The sequence below is a fragment of the Enterobacter sp. CC120223-11 genome, assembly GCF_900215375.1.
GTDB lineage: Bacteria > Pseudomonadota > Gammaproteobacteria > Enterobacterales > Enterobacteriaceae > Scandinavium.
Genome location: NZ_OBEF01000006.1, coordinates 178,722 through 198,001, shown reverse-complemented (window position 1 = coordinate 198,001; position 19,280 = coordinate 178,722). Strand labels below are relative to the sequence as shown.

At 56.7% G+C, this 19,280-nt stretch carries 21 protein-coding genes; 18 read left to right on the top strand and 3 right to left on the bottom strand.

Annotated features, from left to right (window positions below; genetic code table 11):
* Position 1 precedes the first annotated feature (1 nt).
* Positions 2-346, top strand: coding sequence for a gamma-glutamylcyclotransferase (locus CRO87_RS09590; protein ID WP_097162699.1), 345 nt, complete (start codon positions 2-4; stop codon positions 344-346).
* 91 nt (positions 347-437) lie between these two features.
* On the opposite strand, the gene ppa is transcribed toward CRO87_RS09590, so the two are convergent.
* Positions 438-965, bottom strand: a complete 528-nt coding sequence (ppa, locus tag CRO87_RS09585; protein ID WP_032616230.1) for an inorganic diphosphatase — start codon at positions 963-965, stop codon at positions 438-440.
* Between the two features lie 294 nt (positions 966-1,259).
* On the opposite strand from ppa, the gene ytfQ reads away from it, so the two are divergent.
* The 5 genes from ytfQ (at position 1,260) to CRO87_RS09560 (ending at position 7,550) form a co-directional block, all read left to right on the top strand.
* A complete protein-coding gene (ytfQ, locus tag CRO87_RS09580; protein ID WP_097162698.1) occupies positions 1,260-2,216 on the top strand; it encodes a galactofuranose ABC transporter, galactofuranose-binding protein YtfQ in 957 nt (318 codons plus the stop codon).
* A 140-nt stretch (positions 2,217-2,356) separates the two neighbouring features.
* Complete coding sequence (gene ytfR, locus CRO87_RS09575; RefSeq protein WP_097162697.1) at positions 2,357-3,862, top strand: galactofuranose ABC transporter, ATP-binding protein YtfR; 1,506 nt, start codon at positions 2,357-2,359, stop codon at positions 3,860-3,862.
* A 10-nt stretch (positions 3,863-3,872) separates the two neighbouring features.
* Positions 3,873-4,898, top strand: a complete 1,026-nt coding sequence (ytfT, locus tag CRO87_RS09570; RefSeq protein WP_097162696.1) for a galactofuranose ABC transporter, ATP-binding protein YtfT — start codon at positions 3,873-3,875, stop codon at positions 4,896-4,898.
* Positions 4,885-5,886: a galactofuranose ABC transporter, permease protein YjfF gene (yjfF, locus tag CRO87_RS09565; RefSeq protein WP_097162695.1), complete on the top strand. Its 1,002-nt coding sequence runs from the start codon at positions 4,885-4,887 to the stop codon at positions 5,884-5,886. The genes ytfT and yjfF overlap by 14 nt, the downstream gene beginning before the upstream one ends.
* A 95-nt stretch (positions 5,887-5,981) precedes the next feature.
* On the top strand, positions 5,982-7,550 hold the full coding sequence (locus CRO87_RS09560; protein ID WP_097162694.1) for a methyl-accepting chemotaxis protein: 1,569 nt from the start codon (positions 5,982-5,984) through the stop codon (positions 7,548-7,550).
* A 270-nt stretch (positions 7,551-7,820) separates the two neighbouring features.
* Here CRO87_RS09560 and fbp read toward each other — a convergent pair whose 3' ends face one another.
* The gene (gene fbp / locus CRO87_RS09555) at positions 7,821-8,819 is read right to left on the bottom strand and encodes a class 1 fructose-bisphosphatase (protein ID WP_097162693.1); all 999 of its coding nucleotides are present in this window, start codon (positions 8,817-8,819) and stop codon (positions 7,821-7,823) included.
* Positions 8,820-8,999: 180 nt separating this feature from the next.
* On the opposite strand from fbp, the gene mpl reads away from it, so the two are divergent.
* Together mpl and CRO87_RS09545 are read left to right on the top strand one after the other, a co-directional pair.
* Positions 9,000-10,376: a UDP-N-acetylmuramate:L-alanyl-gamma-D-glutamyl-meso-diaminopimelate ligase gene (gene mpl / locus CRO87_RS09550; protein ID WP_097162692.1), complete on the top strand. Its 1,377-nt coding sequence runs from the start codon at positions 9,000-9,002 to the stop codon at positions 10,374-10,376.
* Positions 10,377-10,461: 85 nt separating this feature from the next.
* Positions 10,462-10,986, top strand: a complete 525-nt coding sequence (locus tag CRO87_RS09545) for a GNAT family N-acetyltransferase (protein ID WP_097162691.1) — start codon at positions 10,462-10,464, stop codon at positions 10,984-10,986.
* A 37-nt stretch (positions 10,987-11,023) separates the two neighbouring features.
* Here CRO87_RS09545 and yjgA read toward each other — a convergent pair whose 3' ends face one another.
* Positions 11,024-11,578, bottom strand: a complete 555-nt coding sequence (gene yjgA / locus CRO87_RS09540; protein ID WP_097162690.1) for a ribosome biogenesis factor YjgA — start codon at positions 11,576-11,578, stop codon at positions 11,024-11,026.
* A 94-nt stretch (positions 11,579-11,672) separates the two neighbouring features.
* Here yjgA and pmbA point away from each other — a divergent pair, with 94 nt between their 5' ends.
* The 10 genes from pmbA to CRO87_RS09485 all read left to right on the top strand — a co-directional run bounded on the left by pmbA (position 11,673) and on the right by CRO87_RS09485 (position 19,280).
* On the top strand, positions 11,673-13,025 hold the full coding sequence (pmbA, locus tag CRO87_RS09535; RefSeq protein ID WP_097162689.1) for a metalloprotease PmbA: 1,353 nt from the start codon (positions 11,673-11,675) through the stop codon (positions 13,023-13,025).
* 70 nt (positions 13,026-13,095) lie between these two features.
* Positions 13,096-13,482, top strand: coding sequence for a cytochrome b562 (gene cybC, locus CRO87_RS09530; protein WP_097162688.1), 387 nt, complete (start codon positions 13,096-13,098; stop codon positions 13,480-13,482).
* A 348-nt stretch (positions 13,483-13,830) separates the two neighbouring features.
* Complete coding sequence (locus CRO87_RS09520; protein ID WP_097162686.1) at positions 13,831-14,160, top strand: PRD domain-containing protein; 330 nt, start codon at positions 13,831-13,833, stop codon at positions 14,158-14,160.
* A gap of 10 nt (positions 14,161-14,170) precedes the next feature.
* Positions 14,171-14,533 (top strand): SFCGS family glycine-rich protein, encoded by a 363-nt coding sequence (locus CRO87_RS09515; protein ID WP_097162685.1) that lies wholly within the window; start codon positions 14,171-14,173, stop codon positions 14,531-14,533.
* Positions 14,534-14,535: 2 nt separating this feature from the next.
* Entirely contained in the window at positions 14,536-14,835 is a 300-nt protein-coding gene (locus CRO87_RS09510; protein WP_097162684.1) for a DUF4312 family protein, read from the top strand.
* Positions 14,836-14,856: 21 nt separating this feature from the next.
* The gene (locus CRO87_RS09505; protein ID WP_097162683.1) at positions 14,857-15,633 is read left to right on the top strand and encodes a DUF4311 domain-containing protein; all 777 of its coding nucleotides are present in this window, start codon (positions 14,857-14,859) and stop codon (positions 15,631-15,633) included.
* A gap of 11 nt (positions 15,634-15,644) precedes the next feature.
* A complete protein-coding gene (locus tag CRO87_RS09500; protein ID WP_097162682.1) occupies positions 15,645-16,289 on the top strand; it encodes a DUF4310 family protein in 645 nt (214 codons plus the stop codon).
* An 18-nt stretch (positions 16,290-16,307) separates the two neighbouring features.
* On the top strand, positions 16,308-17,441 hold the full coding sequence (locus tag CRO87_RS09495; RefSeq protein ID WP_097162681.1) for an amidohydrolase/deacetylase family metallohydrolase: 1,134 nt from the start codon (positions 16,308-16,310) through the stop codon (positions 17,439-17,441).
* A complete protein-coding gene (locus CRO87_RS09490) occupies positions 17,425-18,543 on the top strand; it encodes a DgaE family pyridoxal phosphate-dependent ammonia lyase (protein ID WP_097162680.1) in 1,119 nt (372 codons plus the stop codon). Before CRO87_RS09495 ends, CRO87_RS09490 begins: the two co-directional genes overlap by 17 nt.
* Entirely contained in the window at positions 18,540-19,280 is a 741-nt protein-coding gene (locus CRO87_RS09485) for a KDGP aldolase family protein (protein WP_097162679.1), read from the top strand. The genes CRO87_RS09490 and CRO87_RS09485 overlap by 4 nt, the downstream gene beginning before the upstream one ends.

Here is a 19,280-nt window from a genome sequence, read left to right as displayed (position 1 = left end):
AATGCGAATATTTGTTTACGGCAGTTTACGGCGCAAACAGGGCAACAGCCACTGGATGACCAACGCTCAGTGGCTGGGCGATCACAGCGTCGATAACTATCAGCTCTACAGCCTGGGCCACTATCCAGGCGCGGTGCCCGGTGCTGGCACGGTAGTAGGTGAAGTCTATCGAATCGACGCCTCAACGCTCGCCGAGCTCGACGCGCTGCGCACCAAAGGCGGTGAATACGCGCGTCACCTGATCCAGACACCCTACGGCAGCGCGTGGATGTACGTCTACCAGCGTCCGGTGGAGGGTTTCACCCGAATTGATACCGGCAACTGGCTGGATAAAGATCAGTTCTGAATACGTAACGCCACCTTCGGGTGGCGTTATTTTTTTGTGCGGCTACAAACAAAAACACCGCCCGGAGGCGGTGTCTTTAGCGCGGTAAGAATTACTTCTTAGCGCGTTCGAAGGAGGCGATGATTTCTGCTTTCGCAGCTTCAGCGTTGTCCCAACCTTCCACTTTCACCCACTTGCCTTTTTCCAGATCTTTATAGTGCTCGAAGAAGTGAGCGATCTGGGCTTTCAGCAGTTCTGGCAGGTCGTTCACATCTTTGATGTGATCGTACTCTTTGCTCAGTTTGGTGTGCGGCACGGCAACCAGTTTCGCATCTTCACCGGCTTCGTCGGTCATTTTCAGAACGCCAACCGGACGGCAGCGAATCACGGAACCTGGCTGCAGCGGGTACGGAGTTGGGACCAGGACGTCAACCGGGTCACCATCCAGAGAGAGGGTGTGGTTGATGTAGCCGTAGTTGCACGGATAGAACATCGCGGTAGACATGAAACGGTCCACGAACAGCGCACCGGTGTCCTTGTCGATTTCGTATTTGATTGGGTCTGCGTTAGCAGGAATTTCGATAACAACGTAGATGTCTTCTGGCAGCTCTTTGCCCGCAGGGACGTTGAGTAAGCTCATGTCGGATTCCTTAAAAATGTATGGCAACCAAGTGCCCGGTATTATAGCCAACTCAACCTAAATGTCTTCGCTTCTTTTCAGCCGTGGCTTGCCCTCTCGTCGTTTTTCGGAGCCTTTAACCAGGTGGAAAATCCATAAACCCAGCCGCCTGATGAATACGGCTGTGGAAGCGCTTACAAAACCCGCTTTCTCTTTTGGGAAGTGTGATGTAACGCATCACGTTACATTTCCCATTGTCTATAGTTTTTCGGCAGATGATGGATTCACTAACAATAACCTCACGAGGATACCCTTATGTGGAAGCGCTTACTTCTTGTCTCCGCTGTTTCCGCAGCCATGTCGTCTATGGCGATGGCTGCCCCTTTAACCGTAGGATTTTCGCAGGTTGGTTCGGAGTCCGGCTGGCGCGCAGCTGAAACCAGCGTGGCGAAAAGTGAAGCCGAAAAACGTGGGATCACCCTGAAAATCGCTGATGGTCAGCAGAAACAGGAAAACCAAATCAAGGCGGTCCGTTCGTTCATCGCTCAGGGCGTTGATGCCATTTTCATTGCGCCGGTTGTGGCCACGGGCTGGGAACCGGTGCTGAAAGAAGCCAAACAGGCCAAAATTCCGGTGTTCCTGCTCGACCGCTCTGTTGATGTGAAAGATAAATCCCTCTACATGACCACCGTCACCGCTGACAACGTGCTGGAAGGCAAACTCATCGGCGACTGGCTGGTGAAAACCGAAGCCGGTAAACCGTGTAACGTGGTTGAACTGCAGGGCACCGTTGGCGCAAGCGTGGCGATTGACCGTAAGAAAGGCTTTGCTGAAGCCATCGCCAAAGCACCAAACATCAAAATCATCCGTTCTCAGTCCGGCGACTTTACCCGCAGCAAAGGTAAAGAGGTTATGGAGAGCTTCATCAAAGCGGAAAACAACGGCAAAAACATCTGCATGGTTTACGCCCATAACGACGACATGGCTATCGGCGCCATTCAGGCCATCAAAGAAGCGGGCCTGAAGCCGGGTAAAGATATCCTGACCGGGTCTATCGACGGCGTGCCGGACATCTATAAAGCGATGCTGGCCGACGAAGCCAACGCCAACGTGGAGCTGACGCCAAACATGGCCGGCCCGGCGTTTGATGCTCTCGAGAAATTCAAAAAAGACGGCACCATGCCGCCGAAACTGACCCTGACGCATTCGCAGCTCTACCTGAAAGACAGCGCTCAGGCACAGCTGGATAAGAAAAAAGACATGGGTTACTGATGTAAACCCCTCACCCTAACCCTCTCCCCTGAGGGGAGAGGGAACCGACTGTGCGGCGTTTCACTTTGAGCGGGCCTGGTGTTCTCCCTCTCCCTTTTAGGGAGAGGGTCGGGGTGAGGGTTATTTTTTAGGGGCCGATAATGACTGACAGCACTCACAATCAGGACATTCTACGCACGGAAGGCTTAAGCAAATTTTTCCCTGGCGTGAAAGCGCTGGATAACGTCGATTTCAGCCTGCGTCGTGGTGAAATCATGGCCCTGCTCGGTGAAAACGGCGCCGGGAAATCCACCCTGATTAAAGCACTGACCGGCGTTTATCACGCAGATCGCGGCACCATCTGGCTCGAAGGCGAAACTATTTCTCCGAAAAACACGGCCCACGCTCAACAACTGGGGATCGGGACCGTGTATCAGGAAGTGAACCTGCTGCCGAATATGTCGGTCGCGGACAACCTCTTTATCGGCCGCGAACCGCGGCGCTTCGGCTTCCTGCAACGCAAAGAGATGGAGAAACGCGCGACCGCGCTGATGGCGTCCTACGGCTTCTCACTTGACGTGCGCGAACCGCTGAACCGCTTTTCCGTTGCCATGCAGCAGATTGTGGCCATCTGCCGCGCGATCGATCTCTCAGCCAAAGTGCTGATCCTCGACGAACCCACGGCGAGCCTCGATACCCAGGAAGTCGAAATGCTGTTTACCCTCATGCGTCAGCTGCGCGACCAGGGGGTCAGCCTTATCTTTGTCACCCACTTTCTCGATCAGGTGTATCAGGTCAGCGACCGCATCACCGTGCTGCGCAACGGCAGCTTTGTCGGCTGCAAAGAAACTAAAGCGCTGCCACAGATAGAGCTGGTCAAAATGATGCTGGGTCGTGAACTGGACCACAATGCCCTGCAACGCGCAGGCCGCACGCTGCTTAGCGACAAACCTGTTGCGGCGTTCAAAGGCTACGGCAAGAAAGGGGTGATTGAGCCGTTCGATTTGCAGGTACGCCCTGGCGAAATTGTCGGGCTGGCGGGTCTGCTCGGTTCAGGGCGCACCGAAACCGCAGAAGTGATTTTTGGGATCAAACCTTCAGACAGCGGCAGCGCGGAGATCAAAGGCAAGCCGCAGACGCTGCGTTCGCCGCATCAGGCCTCCTGTCTCGGCATCGGTTTTTGCCCGGAGGACAGGAAAACCGATGGCATCATTGCCGCCGCCTCTGTGCGGGAAAACATTATCCTGGCGCTCCAGGCACAGCGCGGCTGGCTGCGTCCAATCCCACGTCGCGAGCAAAATGAAATTGCTGAGCGCTTTATCCGTCAGTTAGGTATCCGCACGCCGAGTGCTGAGCAGCCGATTGAGTTTCTCTCCGGCGGTAATCAGCAGAAGGTGCTGCTGTCGCGCTGGCTGCTGACGCGCCCTCAGTTCCTTATCCTCGATGAGCCAACACGCGGTATCGACGTGGGTGCGCATGCGGAAATTATTCGCCTGATCGAAACGCTCTGCGCCGATGGCCTGGCGCTGCTGGTTATCTCCTCGGAGTTGGAAGAACTGGTGGGCTATGCGGATCGGGTGATTATTCTGCGCGATCGGCAACAGGTGGCAGAGATCCCGCTGGATGCGCTGTCGGTCCCGGCGATCATGAATGCTATTGCGGCATAAGGGGTATGCAGTGATGCCACAATCTCTCCCTCAAAGCGGGGCGAAGAAGCGCCGTTTCAACTGGCCGACGGGGATGCCGCAGATCGCGGCGTTGATCCTCGTGCTGCTGGTCGACAGCTTTGTTTCTCCTCATTTTTTCCAGATCGTGTTGCAGGACGGACGCCTGTTCGGCAGCCCGATTGATATTCTCAACCGCGCGGCCCCTGTGGCGCTACTGGCTATCGGCATGACGCTGGTGATTGCCACCGGGGGGATCGATCTTTCTGTTGGCGCGGTGATGGCGATTGCCGGAGCTACGGCGGCGTCGATGGAGGTTGCCGGGCACAGCCTGCCAGTCGTGCTGTTGGCAGCGCTGGCGACGGGGGCTCTGGCAGGGCTCTGGAACGGCATTCTGGTGGCCATCCTCAAAATCCAGCCGTTCGTTGCCACGCTTATTCTGATGGTGGCCGGACGAGGCGTGGCGCAGCTCATTACCGCCGGGCAAATCGTGACTTTTGATTCCGACTCACTCGCCTGGTTCGGCAGCGGCAAGATGCTGCTGTTCCCGACGCCGGTGATCATCGCCCTGGTGACGCTGGTTATCTTCTGGCTGTTCACCCGCAAAACGGCGCTTGGGATGTTTATTGAAGCGGTGGGGATCAACATTCGCGCGGCGAAAAACGCTGGCGTGAATACCCGTGTGGTGGTGATGCTGACCTACGTGCTAAGCGGGGTATGTGCCGCCATTGCCGGGGTTATCGTCGCGGCGGATATTCGGGGTGCCGATGCCAATAACGCCGGGCTGTGGCTGGAGCTGGACGCGATTCTGGCGGTGGTGATCGGCGGCGGTTCCTTAATGGGCGGGCGCTTTAATCTGCTGCTGTCGGTGATCGGCGCGCTGATTATTCAGGGCATGAACACCGGTATTCTGCTGTCGGGCTTCCAGCCGGAGCTCAACCAGGTGGTGAAAGCGGTGGTGGTGCTGTGCGTGCTGGTGGTCCAGTCGCCGCGCTTTATCAGCTTACTGAAAGGAGTGCGCGGCCATGATAAAACGTAATCTGCCGCTGATGATCACCCTCGCGGTGTTTATCCTCGGTTACCTCTACTGCCTGACGCAGTTCCCCGGCTTCGCCTCAACGCGCGTCATCTGCAACATCCTGACCGATAACGCGTTTCTGGGGATCATTGCCGTCGGCATGACCTTCGTGATCCTCTCTGGCGGGATTGATCTCTCCGTGGGCTCGGTGATCGCCTTTACCGGCGTGTTCCTCGCCAAAGCGATTGGCTTCTGGGGCCTGTCGCCGCTGGTGGCGTTCCCGCTGGTGCTGGTGATGGGCTGCGCTTTCGGCGCGTTTATGGGGCTGCTGATTGACGCCCTGAAAATTCCGGCGTTTATCATCACCCTTGCGGGCATGTTCTTCCTGCGCGGCGTCAGCTATCTGGTGTCGGAGGAGTCGATCCCGATCAACCACCCGATTTACGACAAGCTTTCCGATATGGCATGGATGATCCCCGGCGGCGGACGACTCAGCGCCATGGGTTTGCTGATGCTGCTGGTGGTGGTGGCGGGAATATTTGTCGCGCACCGTACGCGGTTTGGTAATCAGGTCTACGCCATCGGCGGCAGTGCGGTGTCGGCGAACCTGATGGGAATCTCCACCCGTAGCACGACCATTCGTATTTATATGTTGTCGACAGGCCTGGCGACGCTCGCCGGGATCGTCTTCTCTGTTTACACCCAGGCGGGCTATGCGCTGGCGGGCGTGGGCGTGGAACTGGACGCCATCGCTTCGGTGGTGATTGGCGGAACGCTGTTGAGCGGCGGCGTCGGCACAGTGCTCGGCACGCTGTTTGGCGTGGGCATTCAGGGGCTGATTCAGACCTATATCAACTTCGACGGCACGCTCAGCTCGTGGTGGACGAAAATCGCCATCGGCATTTTGCTGTTCATCTTTATTGCCCTGCAGCGCGGCCTGACCGTGCTCTGGGAAAACCGTCAGAGTTCACCGGTAACGCGCGTGCCGGTGGCGGTAACAAAGCAATAACATACTGAATTTATTCATAACCCTAAAGTCTTTCCGGTAGCAGCCGATACTTTTCATTTACGCCAAAAAGTCTCTTTGCTACCGGGAATGACATCATGCTGAAACAGCTTTCCATCCGTACCGGCCTGCTTTCTCTACTGGCCGTGATGACCCTCCTTTTGCTGCTGGTCAGCGGCATTGGAATTTATGCCCTCACCAAAAGTTCGGCCTCGTTAGAGCGCATTAATCACCTTCAGGGTGAGCAGCTCGTGCAGCTCAACAAAGGCTATACGCTTATTTTGCGCGCCCGTAACGAAGCCGGGCAGGCCGTGCGTCTGATGGAAATCGGCATGCTCGATGATGCCGCAAAGTCCGTGCAGAACATTCATCGTGAGGTGGCGATTGCGCAGAAAACGTTGTCGGACGTGATTGCCTCAACGGTGGACGATGAGCAGGGCTCAGCGCTGCTGGCTAAGGTCGCGAAAAGCTACACGGCTTACAACCAGCAGGGCATCACGCCAATGTTGGCCGCGCTCGACAGCCAGAGCGCCGATAACTATTACGATCTGTTGGAAAACCACCTGATCCCGGTTTCCCGTCAGTTCGATAACGATATGCAGGCATTCCAGGCCTGGGTGGACGCGCGCGGTCAGGCGGAAGTGGGCATAGTGCAGGCCAGTAAAAACCGGGTTATGTCGCTAATGTTTATCGCTATTGTACTTACCGCAGGCGCCATCGTACTGGCCTGGCTGGCGCTGCGTCATATGCTGCTGAAACCGCTGAATACGGCAATTGTCCAGCTGGAGCAGGTGGCGACGGGTAATCTGACCCACAGCATCAATCCGCCGGTAAGCCAGGAGATCAACCGCCTGAATGCAGCGATTGGCGAGATGCGCCAGTCGCTGATGGATTCGGTACTGCGGGTGCGTGATGCCAGTTCGCAGATTGATATTGGCAGCCGCGAGCTGACGGCGGGTAACAACAACCTCGCGCAGCGCACAGAATCCACCGCCACCTCGCTTGAGCAAACGGCGGCCAGCATGGAGCAGATCACCGCCACGGTGAAACAGAACGCAGACAACGCCGAGCAGGCGCACTTGCTGGCGAAAACCGTGTCCGACACCGCCGATCGCGGCAGCGAAATGGTCTGCTACGTGATTGAGAAAATGCGCGACATTTCCGGCAGTTCCAGCCGTATAGGCGACATTCTCAGCGTGATCGACGGCATTGCTTTCCAGACTAACATCCTGGCGCTGAACGCCTCGGTCGAAGCAGCGCGCGCCGGAGAGCAGGGGCGTGGTTTTGCCGTGGTGGCGGGAGAAGTGCGTAACCTCGCGAGCCGCAGCGCCGATGCGGCAAAAGAGATCCGCACGCTTATCAGCGATTCTCAGGCCCACGTCAGCGAAGGCAGTGACCTGGCGCAGCAGGCCGGGGAGACGATGGATGAAATCGCGTCTGAAGTGATGCGCATGACCAAACTGATGCGTGAAATCGCCAGCGCTTCTCTGGAGCAGAGTCGTGGTATCGAGCAGGTGAATATTGCGGTGAGCCAGATGGACGAAACGGCACAGCAGAATGCGGCGCTGGTGCAGCAGTCTTCAGCGGCCACCCGTTCGCTGGAAGAGCAGTCCCGCGAATTGATGGACGCCATGGCATCGTTCAGATTGCAGAGTCAGGCGGCTTAAACCTTCGGAGATGCCCTCTCCCTAACCCTCTCCCGGAGGGAGAGGGAACTGTCAGCAGCGATTTTTAATTTTCTCACTCCCGAGGTGGGAGAGGGGACTGTCCAGAGCGGTCTTTAATTTTCTCACTCTCCAGGAGGGAGAGGAAACTGCCAGGGGGCTGTATTGATTGTCTCTCTTCCCCGGAGGGAGAGGGAACTGTCCGGAGCGGTCTTTGATTTTCTCCCTCTCCCCGCGGGAGAGGGCCGGGGAGAGGGGAAACCTGGGGCTGAATTACGCGTCCGGATACTCGCGCATGAAGCGCTCCACATCTTCCACCATATGGTCGGTGCCGACGAAGAATGGACGGCGTTGGTGCAGGGTCTCCGGAATAATATCCAGGATACGATCTTTACCGTCACTCGCTTTGCCGCCTGCCTGTTCGGCAAGGAATGCCATTGGGTTGCATTCGTACAGCAGACGCAGTTTCCCTTGTGGGTGGCTGGCGGTGCTTGGGTAAAGATAGATCCCGCCTTTCATCAGGTTGCGGTGAAAATCAGCCACCAGAGAGCCGATGTAGCGCGAGGTGTACGGGCGCTGCGTATTCTTATCTTCTTCCTGGCAGAACTTCAGGTACTTCTTCACGCCCTGCGGGAATTTGATGTAGTTGCCTTCGTTAATGGAGTAGGTGTTGCCTTTTTCCGGGAAGCGCATGTGCTCCTGGCTCAGACAGAACACGCCGAGAGAAGGATCGTAGGTGAAGGCGTGCACGCCGCAGCCGGTGGTGTATACCATCAGCGTTGAGGAGCCGTAGGCAACGTAGCCTGCAGCGACTTGTTTGTTACCCGGCTGCAGGAAATCTTCTACGGTAACGGGAGTGCCAACAGGTGTAATGCGGTGATAAATAGAGAAAATCGTACCGACGGTGACGTTAACGTCGATGTTGGAGGAGCCGTCCAGCGGGTCCATCAACACCACGTATTTGGCGTGCTCACAGCCTTCGAAAACGACGATTTCATCTTCTTCTTCGGAGGCGATCCCGGCCACAATGTTACGTGCGCGGAGTGCGGCTTTCAGTTTCTCATTCGCAAACAGATCGAGCTTTTGCTGCGCTTCTCCCTGAACGTTCTCCGCGCCGCTGGCCCCGAGGATGTCGACGAGGCCTGCTTTGTTGACATCGCGGTGGATAATCTTGGCGCCGAGCTTTATTGCCGACAGCAAAGCAGTCAATTCACCGGTAGCATGCGGAAAATCATGCTGCTTCTCGACAATAAATTCACCTAACGTTTTCATAACACTTTCCCTGCATTTGATGTTGAGTAAAGCGGTTAATGTCCAACAATCTTAACAAACATTCAAAAATGCGCGTAGAGGTGAATCGCGCCAGCTAATTACGGAATTTGCCTAAATGCATTTCCGCCCCCGCTCACAAGAGGGTAAAATACGCCGCTGATGAAAAAGGAACAGTGACGTATGCGCATTCATATTTTGGGTATTTGTGGCACTTTTATGGGCGGTCTGGCGATGCTGGCTCGTTCCCTTGGCCATGAAGTAACGGGGTCGGATAACAATGTCTATCCGCCAATGAGCACGCTGCTGGAAGAGCAGGGCATTGACCTGATTCAGGGTTACGATGCAAGCCAGCTCGAGCCGCAGCCAGATTTGGTGATCATTGGCAACGCCATGACCCGTGGCAACCCGTGCGTGGAAGCGGTGCTTGAGAAAAACATTCCGTTTATGTCTGGCCCGCAGTGGCTGCATGACTTCGTGCTGAAAGACCGCTGGGTCGTGGCCGTTGCCGGTACCCACGGCAAAACCACCACCGCCGGTATGGCGACCTGGATCCTGGAAGCCTGCGGCTATAAGCCTGGCTTTGTCATTGGCGGCGTGCCGGGGAACTTCGACGTCTCCGCGCGTCTGGGTGACAGCCCGTTCTTCGTGATTGAAGCCGACGAATACGACTGCGCCTTCTTCGACAAGCGCTCGAAGTTTGTCCACTACTGCCCGCGCACGCTGATCCTCAATAACCTCGAGTTCGATCACGCGGATATCTTCGACGACCTGAAAGCGATTCAGAAACAGTTCCATCACCTGGTGCGCATCGTGCCAGGCCAGGGCCGTATCATCACGCCAGAGAACGATATCAACCTGAAGCAGACCCTGGCGATGGGCTGCTGGAGCGAACAGGAACTGGTGGGCGAGCAGGGCCACTGGCAGGCGAAGAAAATCACCCAGGATGCTGCCGAGTGGCAGGTATGGCTCGACGGTGAGCAGGTCGGTCAGGTGAAGTGGGGCCTGGTTGGCGAGCACAACATGCACAACGGCCTGATGGCGATCGCCGCCGCGCGTCACGTGGGCGTGAAGCCTGCCGATGCGGCAGAAGCGCTGGGCTCCTTTGTGAACGCCCGTCGCCGTCTGGAGCTGCGCGGTGAAGCCAATGGCGTCACCGTGTACGACGATTTTGCTCACCATCCAACCGCTATCCTCGCCACGCTTCAGGCACTGCGTGGCAAAGTGGGCGGCACCGCGCGCATTCTGGCCGTGCTGGAACCGCGCTCCAACACCATGAAAATGGGTATCTGCAAAGACGATCTGGCCCCGTCGCTGGGCCGCGCGGATGAAGTCTTCCTGCTTCAGCCTCAGCACATTCCATGGCAAGTAGCGGAAGTAGCGGAAGCCTGCATCCAGCCTGCGCACTGGAGTGCGGACGTGGACACGCTGGTTGATATGGTCGGTAAATCCGCACAGCCGGGCGATCATATTCTGGTGATGAGCAACGGCGGTTTCGGCGGCATTCATCAGAAGCTGCTGGATATGCTGGCGAAGAAAGCGCAGCTGGCGCAAGAGTAATCCCGCAGTCAGAGCCGTCGGCATCTCCGCCGACGGCTCATTTCCCCGCTTTACTGCCTTTCCCTCATCGATAATGGACGCTGCGATGCTAACGAGCGAAAAACTGACGAACGCCGAAGGGGAACGTTTCTCCCTGGTAGATGACCTCTATTCCCACGCTTTTCCCTGGCATGAACAGCGGGAAGATGTGGCGAAAAGGCAGGCGCTGGCGCATCCGGACTATGCGCTGGAGGTCTGGTTCGATGGCGACATATTTGTGGGCTTAAGCGGTACCTGGCGATTCGTGGATTATGGCTACATTGAGCATCTCGCCATTGACGACAGCCTGCGCGGTCAGGGCTACGGCAAGCGTTTACTCGCCCGGCTTTTGGCGCGCAATCCGCGTACGCTGCTGGAAATCGACCCGCTGACCACGGACATTGCCCGCAAGCGGCTTCGCTTTTATCAGAGCATGGGGTTTGTGGCGAACGACTACGCGCATACGCATCCGAGCTATCACGACGGCATCGCCGATCATGAACTGATTGTATTGAGCTACCCGCAGCCGCTGGCGGAAGAAGCGTATCAACGCTTCAGGAAGGAATTACATCAGGTGGTGATGGCACAGTAACAGCAAGCCCCGTCCAGAACGGGGCTGCTACAGGCGATTACTCGGCGTTTTCCGCCAACTCGCGCAGGTACTGGAAAATCAGACGAGATGATTTTGGCGGCTTATTGCCTTCCTTCTCTTTCTTCGCATTACGGATAAGCGAGCGCAGCTGCTGGCGGTCGGCGTCCGGCCACAGGTTCAGCACTTCCGCAACCGCATCATCCCCTTCCACGATCAGACGATCGCGCAGCTGTTCCAGCTTATGGAACAGGGCAACCTGCTGGTTGTGGCGGTTTTTCAGCTTATCCAGCGCCTGGCGAATCGGATCAACGTCGCGGTTTCGCAGCATTTTTCCAATCAGCTGCAGCTGACGGCGGCGGCCCTCTTTCTTGATCTTCTGCGCCAGCTCAATGGCGGCACGCAGGTCTTCATCCAGCGGGATTTTGTCGAGCGCGTTCTTACCGAGCTCTACCATTTCGGCGCCGAGATCTTTTAATTCCTCAGCGTCGCGTTTAATTTCACTTTTGCTGACCCAGATGATTTCATCATCTTCATCGTCAATTTCGTCATCACCGGGCACGTCGTCGAGCCAGTCTTCGGGCTGCTTTGTCATCTCAGGCTCCTAAAAAAAGAGGCATATGGTAGCAGTTTCACTACGCACTGAAAAACAGTTCTCTGTTAGACTTCACTAAACTCCTTTCTACATTATGGCATTAGCGATGAAAGTGATCACACAGGTAGCAGAACAGCGTAAAGCACTGGAAAAGGCCGTCTCCACCGCGCTGGAACTGGCGGCAGGCAAGTCTGATGGCGCAGAGGTTGGGGTCAGCAAAACGACCGGGATCGGCGTCAGCACTCGCTTTGGCGAAGTCGAAAATGTCGAATTCAACAGCGACGGCGCGCTTGGCATCACGGTGTATCACCAGAACCGTAAAGGCAGCGCCTCCTCAACGGACTTAAGTCCGGACGCCATCGCCCGCACCGTGCAGGCGGCGCTGGATATTGCCCGTTACACCTCGCCAGACCCGTATGCAGGCGTTGCGGAAAAAGATCTGCTGGCCTTTGATGCGCCAGACCTGGATCTGTTCCACCCGGCGGAAGTTTCCCCGGACGAGGCCATCGAGTTTGCCGCCCGCGCCGAACAGGCAGCGCTGAAGGCGGACAAACGCATCACCAACACCGAAGGCGGCAGCTTCAACAGCCACTACGGCATCAAGGTGTTCGGCAACAGCCACGGCATGCTGCAAAGCTACTGCTCCACCCGTCATTCCCTTTCAAGCTGCGTGATTGCCGAAGAAAACGGCGACATGGAGCGTGACTATGCCTACACCATTGGCCGCGCGATAGGCGACCTGCTCGACCCGGAAGCCGTGGGTGCAGATTGCGCAAAGCGCACGCTGTCGCGCCTTTCTCCGCGTAAGCTTTCCACCATGAAAGCGCCGGTAATTTTCGCGAACGAAGTAGCGACCGGGCTGTTTGGCCACCTGGTCGGTGCGATTGCGGGCGGCGCGGTATACCGTAAATCGACGTTCCTGCTCGATTCTCTCGGCAAGCAAATTCTCCCTGAATGGCTGACCATTGAAGAACATCCGCATCTGCTGAAAGGCCTGGCCTCCACGCCGTTCGACAGCGAAGGCGTGCGCACAGAGCGCCGTGACATCATCAAGGACGGCATTCTGACCCAATGGCTGCTGACCAACTACTCCGCGCGCAAGCTCGGCCTGAAAAGCACCGGCCACGCGGGCGGCATTCATAACTGGCGCATTCAGGGCCAGGGCCTGAGCTTTGAAAAGTTGCTTAAAGAGATGGGCACCGGCCTTGTGGTCACCGAACTGATGGGGCAGGGTGTGAGTGGCGTAACGGGCGACTACTCCCGCGGCGCGTCTGGTTTCTGGGTAGAGAATGGTGAAATCCAGTATCCGGTAAGTGAAATCACCATCGCCGGAAACCTGAAAGAGATGTGGCGTAATATCGTGACCGTGGCTGACGACATCGAAACGCGCAGCAACATTCAGTGCGGTTCCGTGCTGCTGCCGGAAATGAAAATCGCCGGGCAATAACAGTGTTCTCATGATGGCGCGGCTTGTCGCGCCATACCTGTTCAATAATAAAAAATGAAGGAAGTGAGCAATGCGTAAAAACCTGCTGGCAGCGCTGGCTGTCTCCACCCTGATGATGGCGGCAGTTCCTGCCTTTGCCGATCTCGGTGACGATATGGACACCCTGTCTGAAAACCTGAAAGTGGTGCAGAAAACCGATGATGCCGCGGAAATGAAAGCGGCGCTGACCGAAATGCGTACCGCCGCTCAGGATGCACAGAAACAGACCCCGCCGAAGCTGGAAGGCAAAGCGGCAGACAGCGCGGAGATGAAAGACTATCGCCACGGCTTCGATGTTCTGATCGGTCAGATTGACGGCGCAATGAAGCTTGCCAACGAAGGTAAAATCAAGGAAGCACAGGGCGTGGCGCTGGATCTTGCCGGAACCCGCAACACTTACCATAAGAAGTACCGCTAAGCGCGGGGCCTGAGCCCGGCGTTCTGAACGAAAGGCTGGCGAGGGAACCCGTAAACTCCTCGCCAGCGTTCCTCTGATTTCCCCGCATCGTCATCGTAAAAGCTTATCGACTTCACATTTTTGCATGTCGCTCTGCAAAGTATTTCCACTTCGGCCCGCCCTCTTTTCAGTTTTTTCCCGTGATTCTCATCACACTAATCCAGCATTTCATCCCTGTCTGACGAATTTATGTGGGACAGATCACTGCTGCCGCTCGCCTTTCCACTTCGAAGTGGAAAACAACTCGCTACAAACCCGACACCCTCCGCGGTAGTTTTTGACTCAGACGCAATTAACGGGGTCAGAAGAGTGAACAACGGAGCAGTCATTACCGACGCAGGAAGTCAGACCGAAGAACTTGCAACGCGCATGCTGGGCCAGGTGTACAGCCTGCTCAAGGGTCACGACATAATTCCGAACGACGTCCAGGAGCAAATGCTGACATCTCACGTCCGTGCGATGGCACACCGGTCAATTACCGGCGAGCCGCTGCCAGAAGTGGAAGCCAGCCTGTTTGAAGAAATTTCACCTGAATCAATGCAGCTTGCCCGCGAAGTGGTCGCGCAGTTCGGCAACCTTCCGGATGAAGAGGCCTGGCTGCTGTCAGTGCACTTCGAAGTGGCGAAAGAAAACATTTAAGGAGCAAAACATGGAACAAATTACCGTAGTGATTGGCGACCGTCTGGGTAAAGGTCAGAAAGTTGCAGCAGGCGTGGAAAAGGCCGGTGGCCGTGCAGTTGTGGTTCCGGGCGTGGCAGCAGATATGAAGCTTGGCGACGTGATGAAAGCGGAAAACGCCACCTTCGGCATCTCCTTCTGCGGCAGCGGCGGCGCGGGCGCCATTACCGCTCAGACCAAGCACGGCTATAAAGCCAAGTACGGCATGCGCTCCGTTGAAGAAGGCGTTACTGCCATCAACGAAGGCGCGAACGTGCTGGGCTTTGGCTTCATGGATAAAGAAGAGCTGGGCGAGCGTCTGGTTCAGGCCTGGCAGAAGAAACACGGCGCATAAGCATGAAAGAACAGTTCACCACCACGGTGAGGGTGAAGGGCAAAGGCGAGGCCAAAGCACGCGCCTTCGCCGATGCGCTCAGCCAGGTACAGGGTACGGTGATGAAAGCATCACCGCACATTTTACTGCGCATTGAACCACAGGACGTGGCGGTTGTTCATGCGCAGGAAGCGGTCCGGAAAGAGGCTTTTCTGTTTTTCTTTCTGCGCCGGGAGCGACGCACGTTCAGCGTAGAGCTGGACGTTACCGTCAACGTGACAGCCTTAAATCTTGACCAGGTTGATTTCGTCACGACAACATAACCATTAGAAAAGGACAGACTCATGTTCCTGATTATTCTTTTTAAATCGCTCATTATCGGCGGCCTGGTCGGCGTCGGTGTGGGCGCCGGAGCTGCACGCATGTTTCATGCGCCCACCACGCAAGGGATGGGTGCTTTTCGTACTTTGGGCGAGCTGAACTCCTGCGAAGGGGATCCGGCCTCTCACTTCTCCTTTGGTCTGGGCTTCTTCTTCAACGCCTGGGCGTCCTCCGTGGCGGCAGGTGCCTTCACCCAGGACGTTGACCATCGCATCATCCCACACTGGGGTGCTTCAGCGCTGATGCTGAAAAACCGCAACGTGGCGGAAACCCTTCACGATCCGAAGAAAATGGCGGTGGCCTGTGGCCTTATCGGCATGATCGTGGTGGCGTTCCTCAACTCCACAGCCTCTGCTGTACCGGAAGCCCTGCAGGTGACTGCGGTTAAGGTGCTGGTGCCTGCGGCAAACCTGCTGGTGAACATCATCATGCCAGTAATTTTCTGGCTGGCGGCGATTGATGCCGGTAAGAAATCAGGCTTCTGGGCAACCATCTTCGGCGGCGCAGCGCAGCTGATTATGGGCAACGCCGTACCGGGCCTGGTGCTGGGTATTCTGATTGGTAAAGGCGTAGAGGACGCAGGCTGGAACCGCGTCACCAAAATCATGATGGCGGCCATTATCGCCCTGTTCGTGCTGAGTGCCTTCTTCCGTGGATTCGACATGAAGATGATTGAGTCCTTCCACATGACGGTGCCGAACTGGCTGGATCTGCTGCATAACGCGTTGAGCGGCAAATAAGGGGATAACGCATGGAACAGAATAAAGGTTTTTGGTACGCGGACTGGTCATTCCCGATCTTTGTCGGCCTGCTCTCTTCCGGCGTCTTCGCCGGGACACACATGTACTACCTGTACGGCATTGGCGCGTTTAACGAAGTGGCCTTCGTGGCGATGCTGAAGTCCGGGATCGACACCGGCGTGTACGGCGCGGTGGCGGCATTCGGTGCAAGCTTCCTGTTTGCCCGCATCATTGAAGGTTCGCTGGTCGGTATTCTTGATATCGGCGGGGCGATTCAGACCGGCGTGGGCCTTGGCGTTCCGGCGCTGCTGCTCGGCGCAGGCATTGTCTTCCCTGTTGCCAACTTCGCTGCCTCACTGGCAACCGGCCTGATTATCGGCCTGGCGATTGGCTACATCATCATTCTGGCGCGTAAGTTTACCGTCAACCAGAGCAACTCCACCTACGGGGCGGACGTGATGATGGGCGCGGGTAACGCCTCCGGCCGCTTCCTCGGTCCTTTGATTATCCTCAGCGCAATGACCGCCTCCATTCCAATCGGGATTGGCTCGCTGGTTGGCGCATTACTGTTCTACATCTGGCAGAAGCCGATCACCGGCGGCGCCATCCTCGGCGCGATGATCCTCGGTTCCATCTTCCCGGTGGCGATTGGTTAAGTCTGCAAGGAGAAAGCGATGTTTGATTTACTGCTTAAGGGCGCACGCCTGGTTGACGATACGGTAACGGATATCGCCATTAAAGACGGCAAAATTGCAGCCCTGGGCGACCTTAACGGCGAGGCGACGAAAGTCGTCTCTCTGAACGGAGAGCACTACGTCAGCGCCGGCTGGATCGATTTGCACGTTCACTGCTACCCGAAATCACCGATTTACAACGATGAACCGGACAGCGTGGGCGTCGCAACCGGCGTGACGACGGTGATTGATGCAGGCAGCACAGGCGCTGATGACGTCGATACGTTTTATGACATCACCCGCAAGTGCGGAACCGATGTCTACGCCCTGCTGAACATCTCCCGCGTCGGGCTGATTGCGCAGAACGAACTGGCGAACATGGCCAACATTGATGCAGAAGCCGCGGCTTCTGCCATCAAGCGCCACCCGGACTTTATCGTCGGCCTGAAGGCGCGCATGAGCAGCAGCGTAGTGGGGGAAAACGGCATCACGCCGCTGGAAAAAGCCAAAGAGATCCAGAAGGCCAACGGCGATTTACCGCTGATGGTGCACATCGGCAACAACCCGCCGAATCTCGATGAGATTACCGAGCTGCTGACCTCCGGCGACATTATCACCCACTGTTATAACGGCAAGCCGAACCGCATTCTGACGCCTTCTGGTGAACTGCGTGCTTCGGTGTCCGGTGCGCTGAAGCGCGGCATCAAACTGGACGTGGGCCACGGCACTGCGAGTTTCAGTTTCGACGTAGCGAAGCAGGCGATTGCGATGGGCATTCTGCCGCACACCATTAGCTCCGATATTTACTGCCGCAACCGCATCAGCGGCCCGGTGCATTCGCTGGCGCGCGTGATGGCGAAATTCCTCGCTATCGGTATGTCGCTGCCACAGGTCATCAACTGCGTGACCGGCAACGCCGCCGAGGCGATTCGCCTCAAGCATAAAGGCCAGCTTGCCGTCGGCTTCGACGCCGACCTGACCATTTTCACCCTGAAACGCCAGCCGGTAACGCTGGTGGATGCCGAAAACAACGCCCTCGACGTGGACCAGGATCTGGTGCCGCTCGCCGCCATCCGCGCAGGCAAGGGCTATATGACCGAACAAGGGAGTGCAGAACATGCCTTCGATTTATGAGAAATACCAGCTTAAACAAGTGATTAACGCCTCTGGCCGCATGACGGCGCTCGGCGTGTCAACCCCGCGCCCGGAAGTGGTGGAGGCCGTGCTGACCGGCATGAATCACTACTTCGAAATGAAAGACCTGGTGAACAAAACCGGCGAGTACATCGCGAAACTGCTGGACGTGGAAGGCGCGACGGTCGTTTCCTGCGCCTCTGCGGGCATTGCCCAATCCGTAGCGGGCGTGCTGGTCAAAGACAGCGACTGGTTACTGGAAAATCTGCACGTCACGCCGATCGAGAATAACGAAATCGTGCTGCCGCGCGGCCACAACGTGAACTTCGGCGCGCCGGTAAGCACCATGATCGCCCTCGGCGGCGGAAAAATGGTGGAAGCGGGCTACGCCAACGAGTGTTCCGCCGATCAGCTGGCAGCGGCAATTACGCCTCGCACCGCAGCAATTCTTTACATCAAATCTCACCACTGCGTGCAGAAAAGCATGCTTAGCGTAGAGCAGGCGGTCGTTGTGGCCCGCAAGCACAACCTGCCGCTGATTGTGGATGCTGCTGCTGAAGAAGATTTGCAGTGTTACTACCGCTCTGGTGCAGACCTGGTTATCTACAGCGGCGCGAAGGCGATTGAAGGGCCAACCAGCGGCCTCGTTATCGGCAAAACTCAGTATGTTGAGTGGGTAAAACGTCAGACTGCGGGCATTGGCCGTGCGATGAAAGTCGGCAAAGAAGGCATTCTGGGCCTGACCTGCGCCATCGAACATTACCTGACCGCAGAGAAAGAGAGCGGCGCGCAGATGGTGGAAAAAATGACGCCATTCATCAACGCGCTGAACGCCCTGAACGGCGTAACCTCCCGTGTGGTATGGGATGCGGCGGGGCGTGATATCGCGCGTACCGAAATTAAGTTCGACGAAGCCGTCACTAAAATCGCCACCGGCGACCTCGTGTCCGAGCTGAAAAAAGGCGAATACGCCATCTACTTCCGCGGCTACAAGGCCAACGAAGGCATTATCGAAGCTGACGTTCGCAGCGTGAACGCGCAGCAGTTGGAGATTGTGGCACGCCGTATCGCGGAAGTGCTGAACAAGGAGAGCAACGCATGAAACTGACCCCTAATTTTTACCGTGACCGTGTCTGCCTGAACGTACTGGCAGGTTCTAAAGCTAACGCCAGCGACGTGTACGAAGCGGCGGAAGGTCATGTGCTGGTGGGCGTGCTCTCCAAAAATTACCCGGACGTACCGAGCGCGGTTGCCGATATGCGCGAATACGCGAAGCTTATCGATAATGCGCTCTCCGTTGGTCTTGGCGCAGGTGACCCAAATCAGTCCGAAATGGTGAGCCTGATTTCCCGTGAAGTGCAGCCGCAGCACGTAAATCAGGTGTTCACCGGCGTGGCAACCAGCCGTGCGCTGCTCGGGCAGAAAGAGACTGTAGTGAACGGTCTGGTTTCACCGACCGGCACGCCTGGCATGGTCAAAATCTCCACCGGCCCGCTGAGCAGCCTGGAAAAAGACGGCATCGTGCCGGTTGATACGGCTATCGCTCTGCTGAAAGACATGGGCTGTAGTTCAGTCAAATACTTCCCGATGGGCGGCCTGAAAAGCCGCGACGAATATCAGGTCGTGGCTGAAGCCTGCGCCCGTCATGATTTCTGGCTGGAGCCAACCGGCGGAATCGATCTGGAAAACTACAGCGAAATTCTGAAGATCGCCCTCGATGCAGGCGTGAAGAAGGTTATCCCACACATCTACAGCTCAATCATCGACAAAGAAAGTGGCAACACGCGTCCTGAAGACGTGCGCACGCTGCTGGAGATGACCAAAAAACTGGTGGGGTGA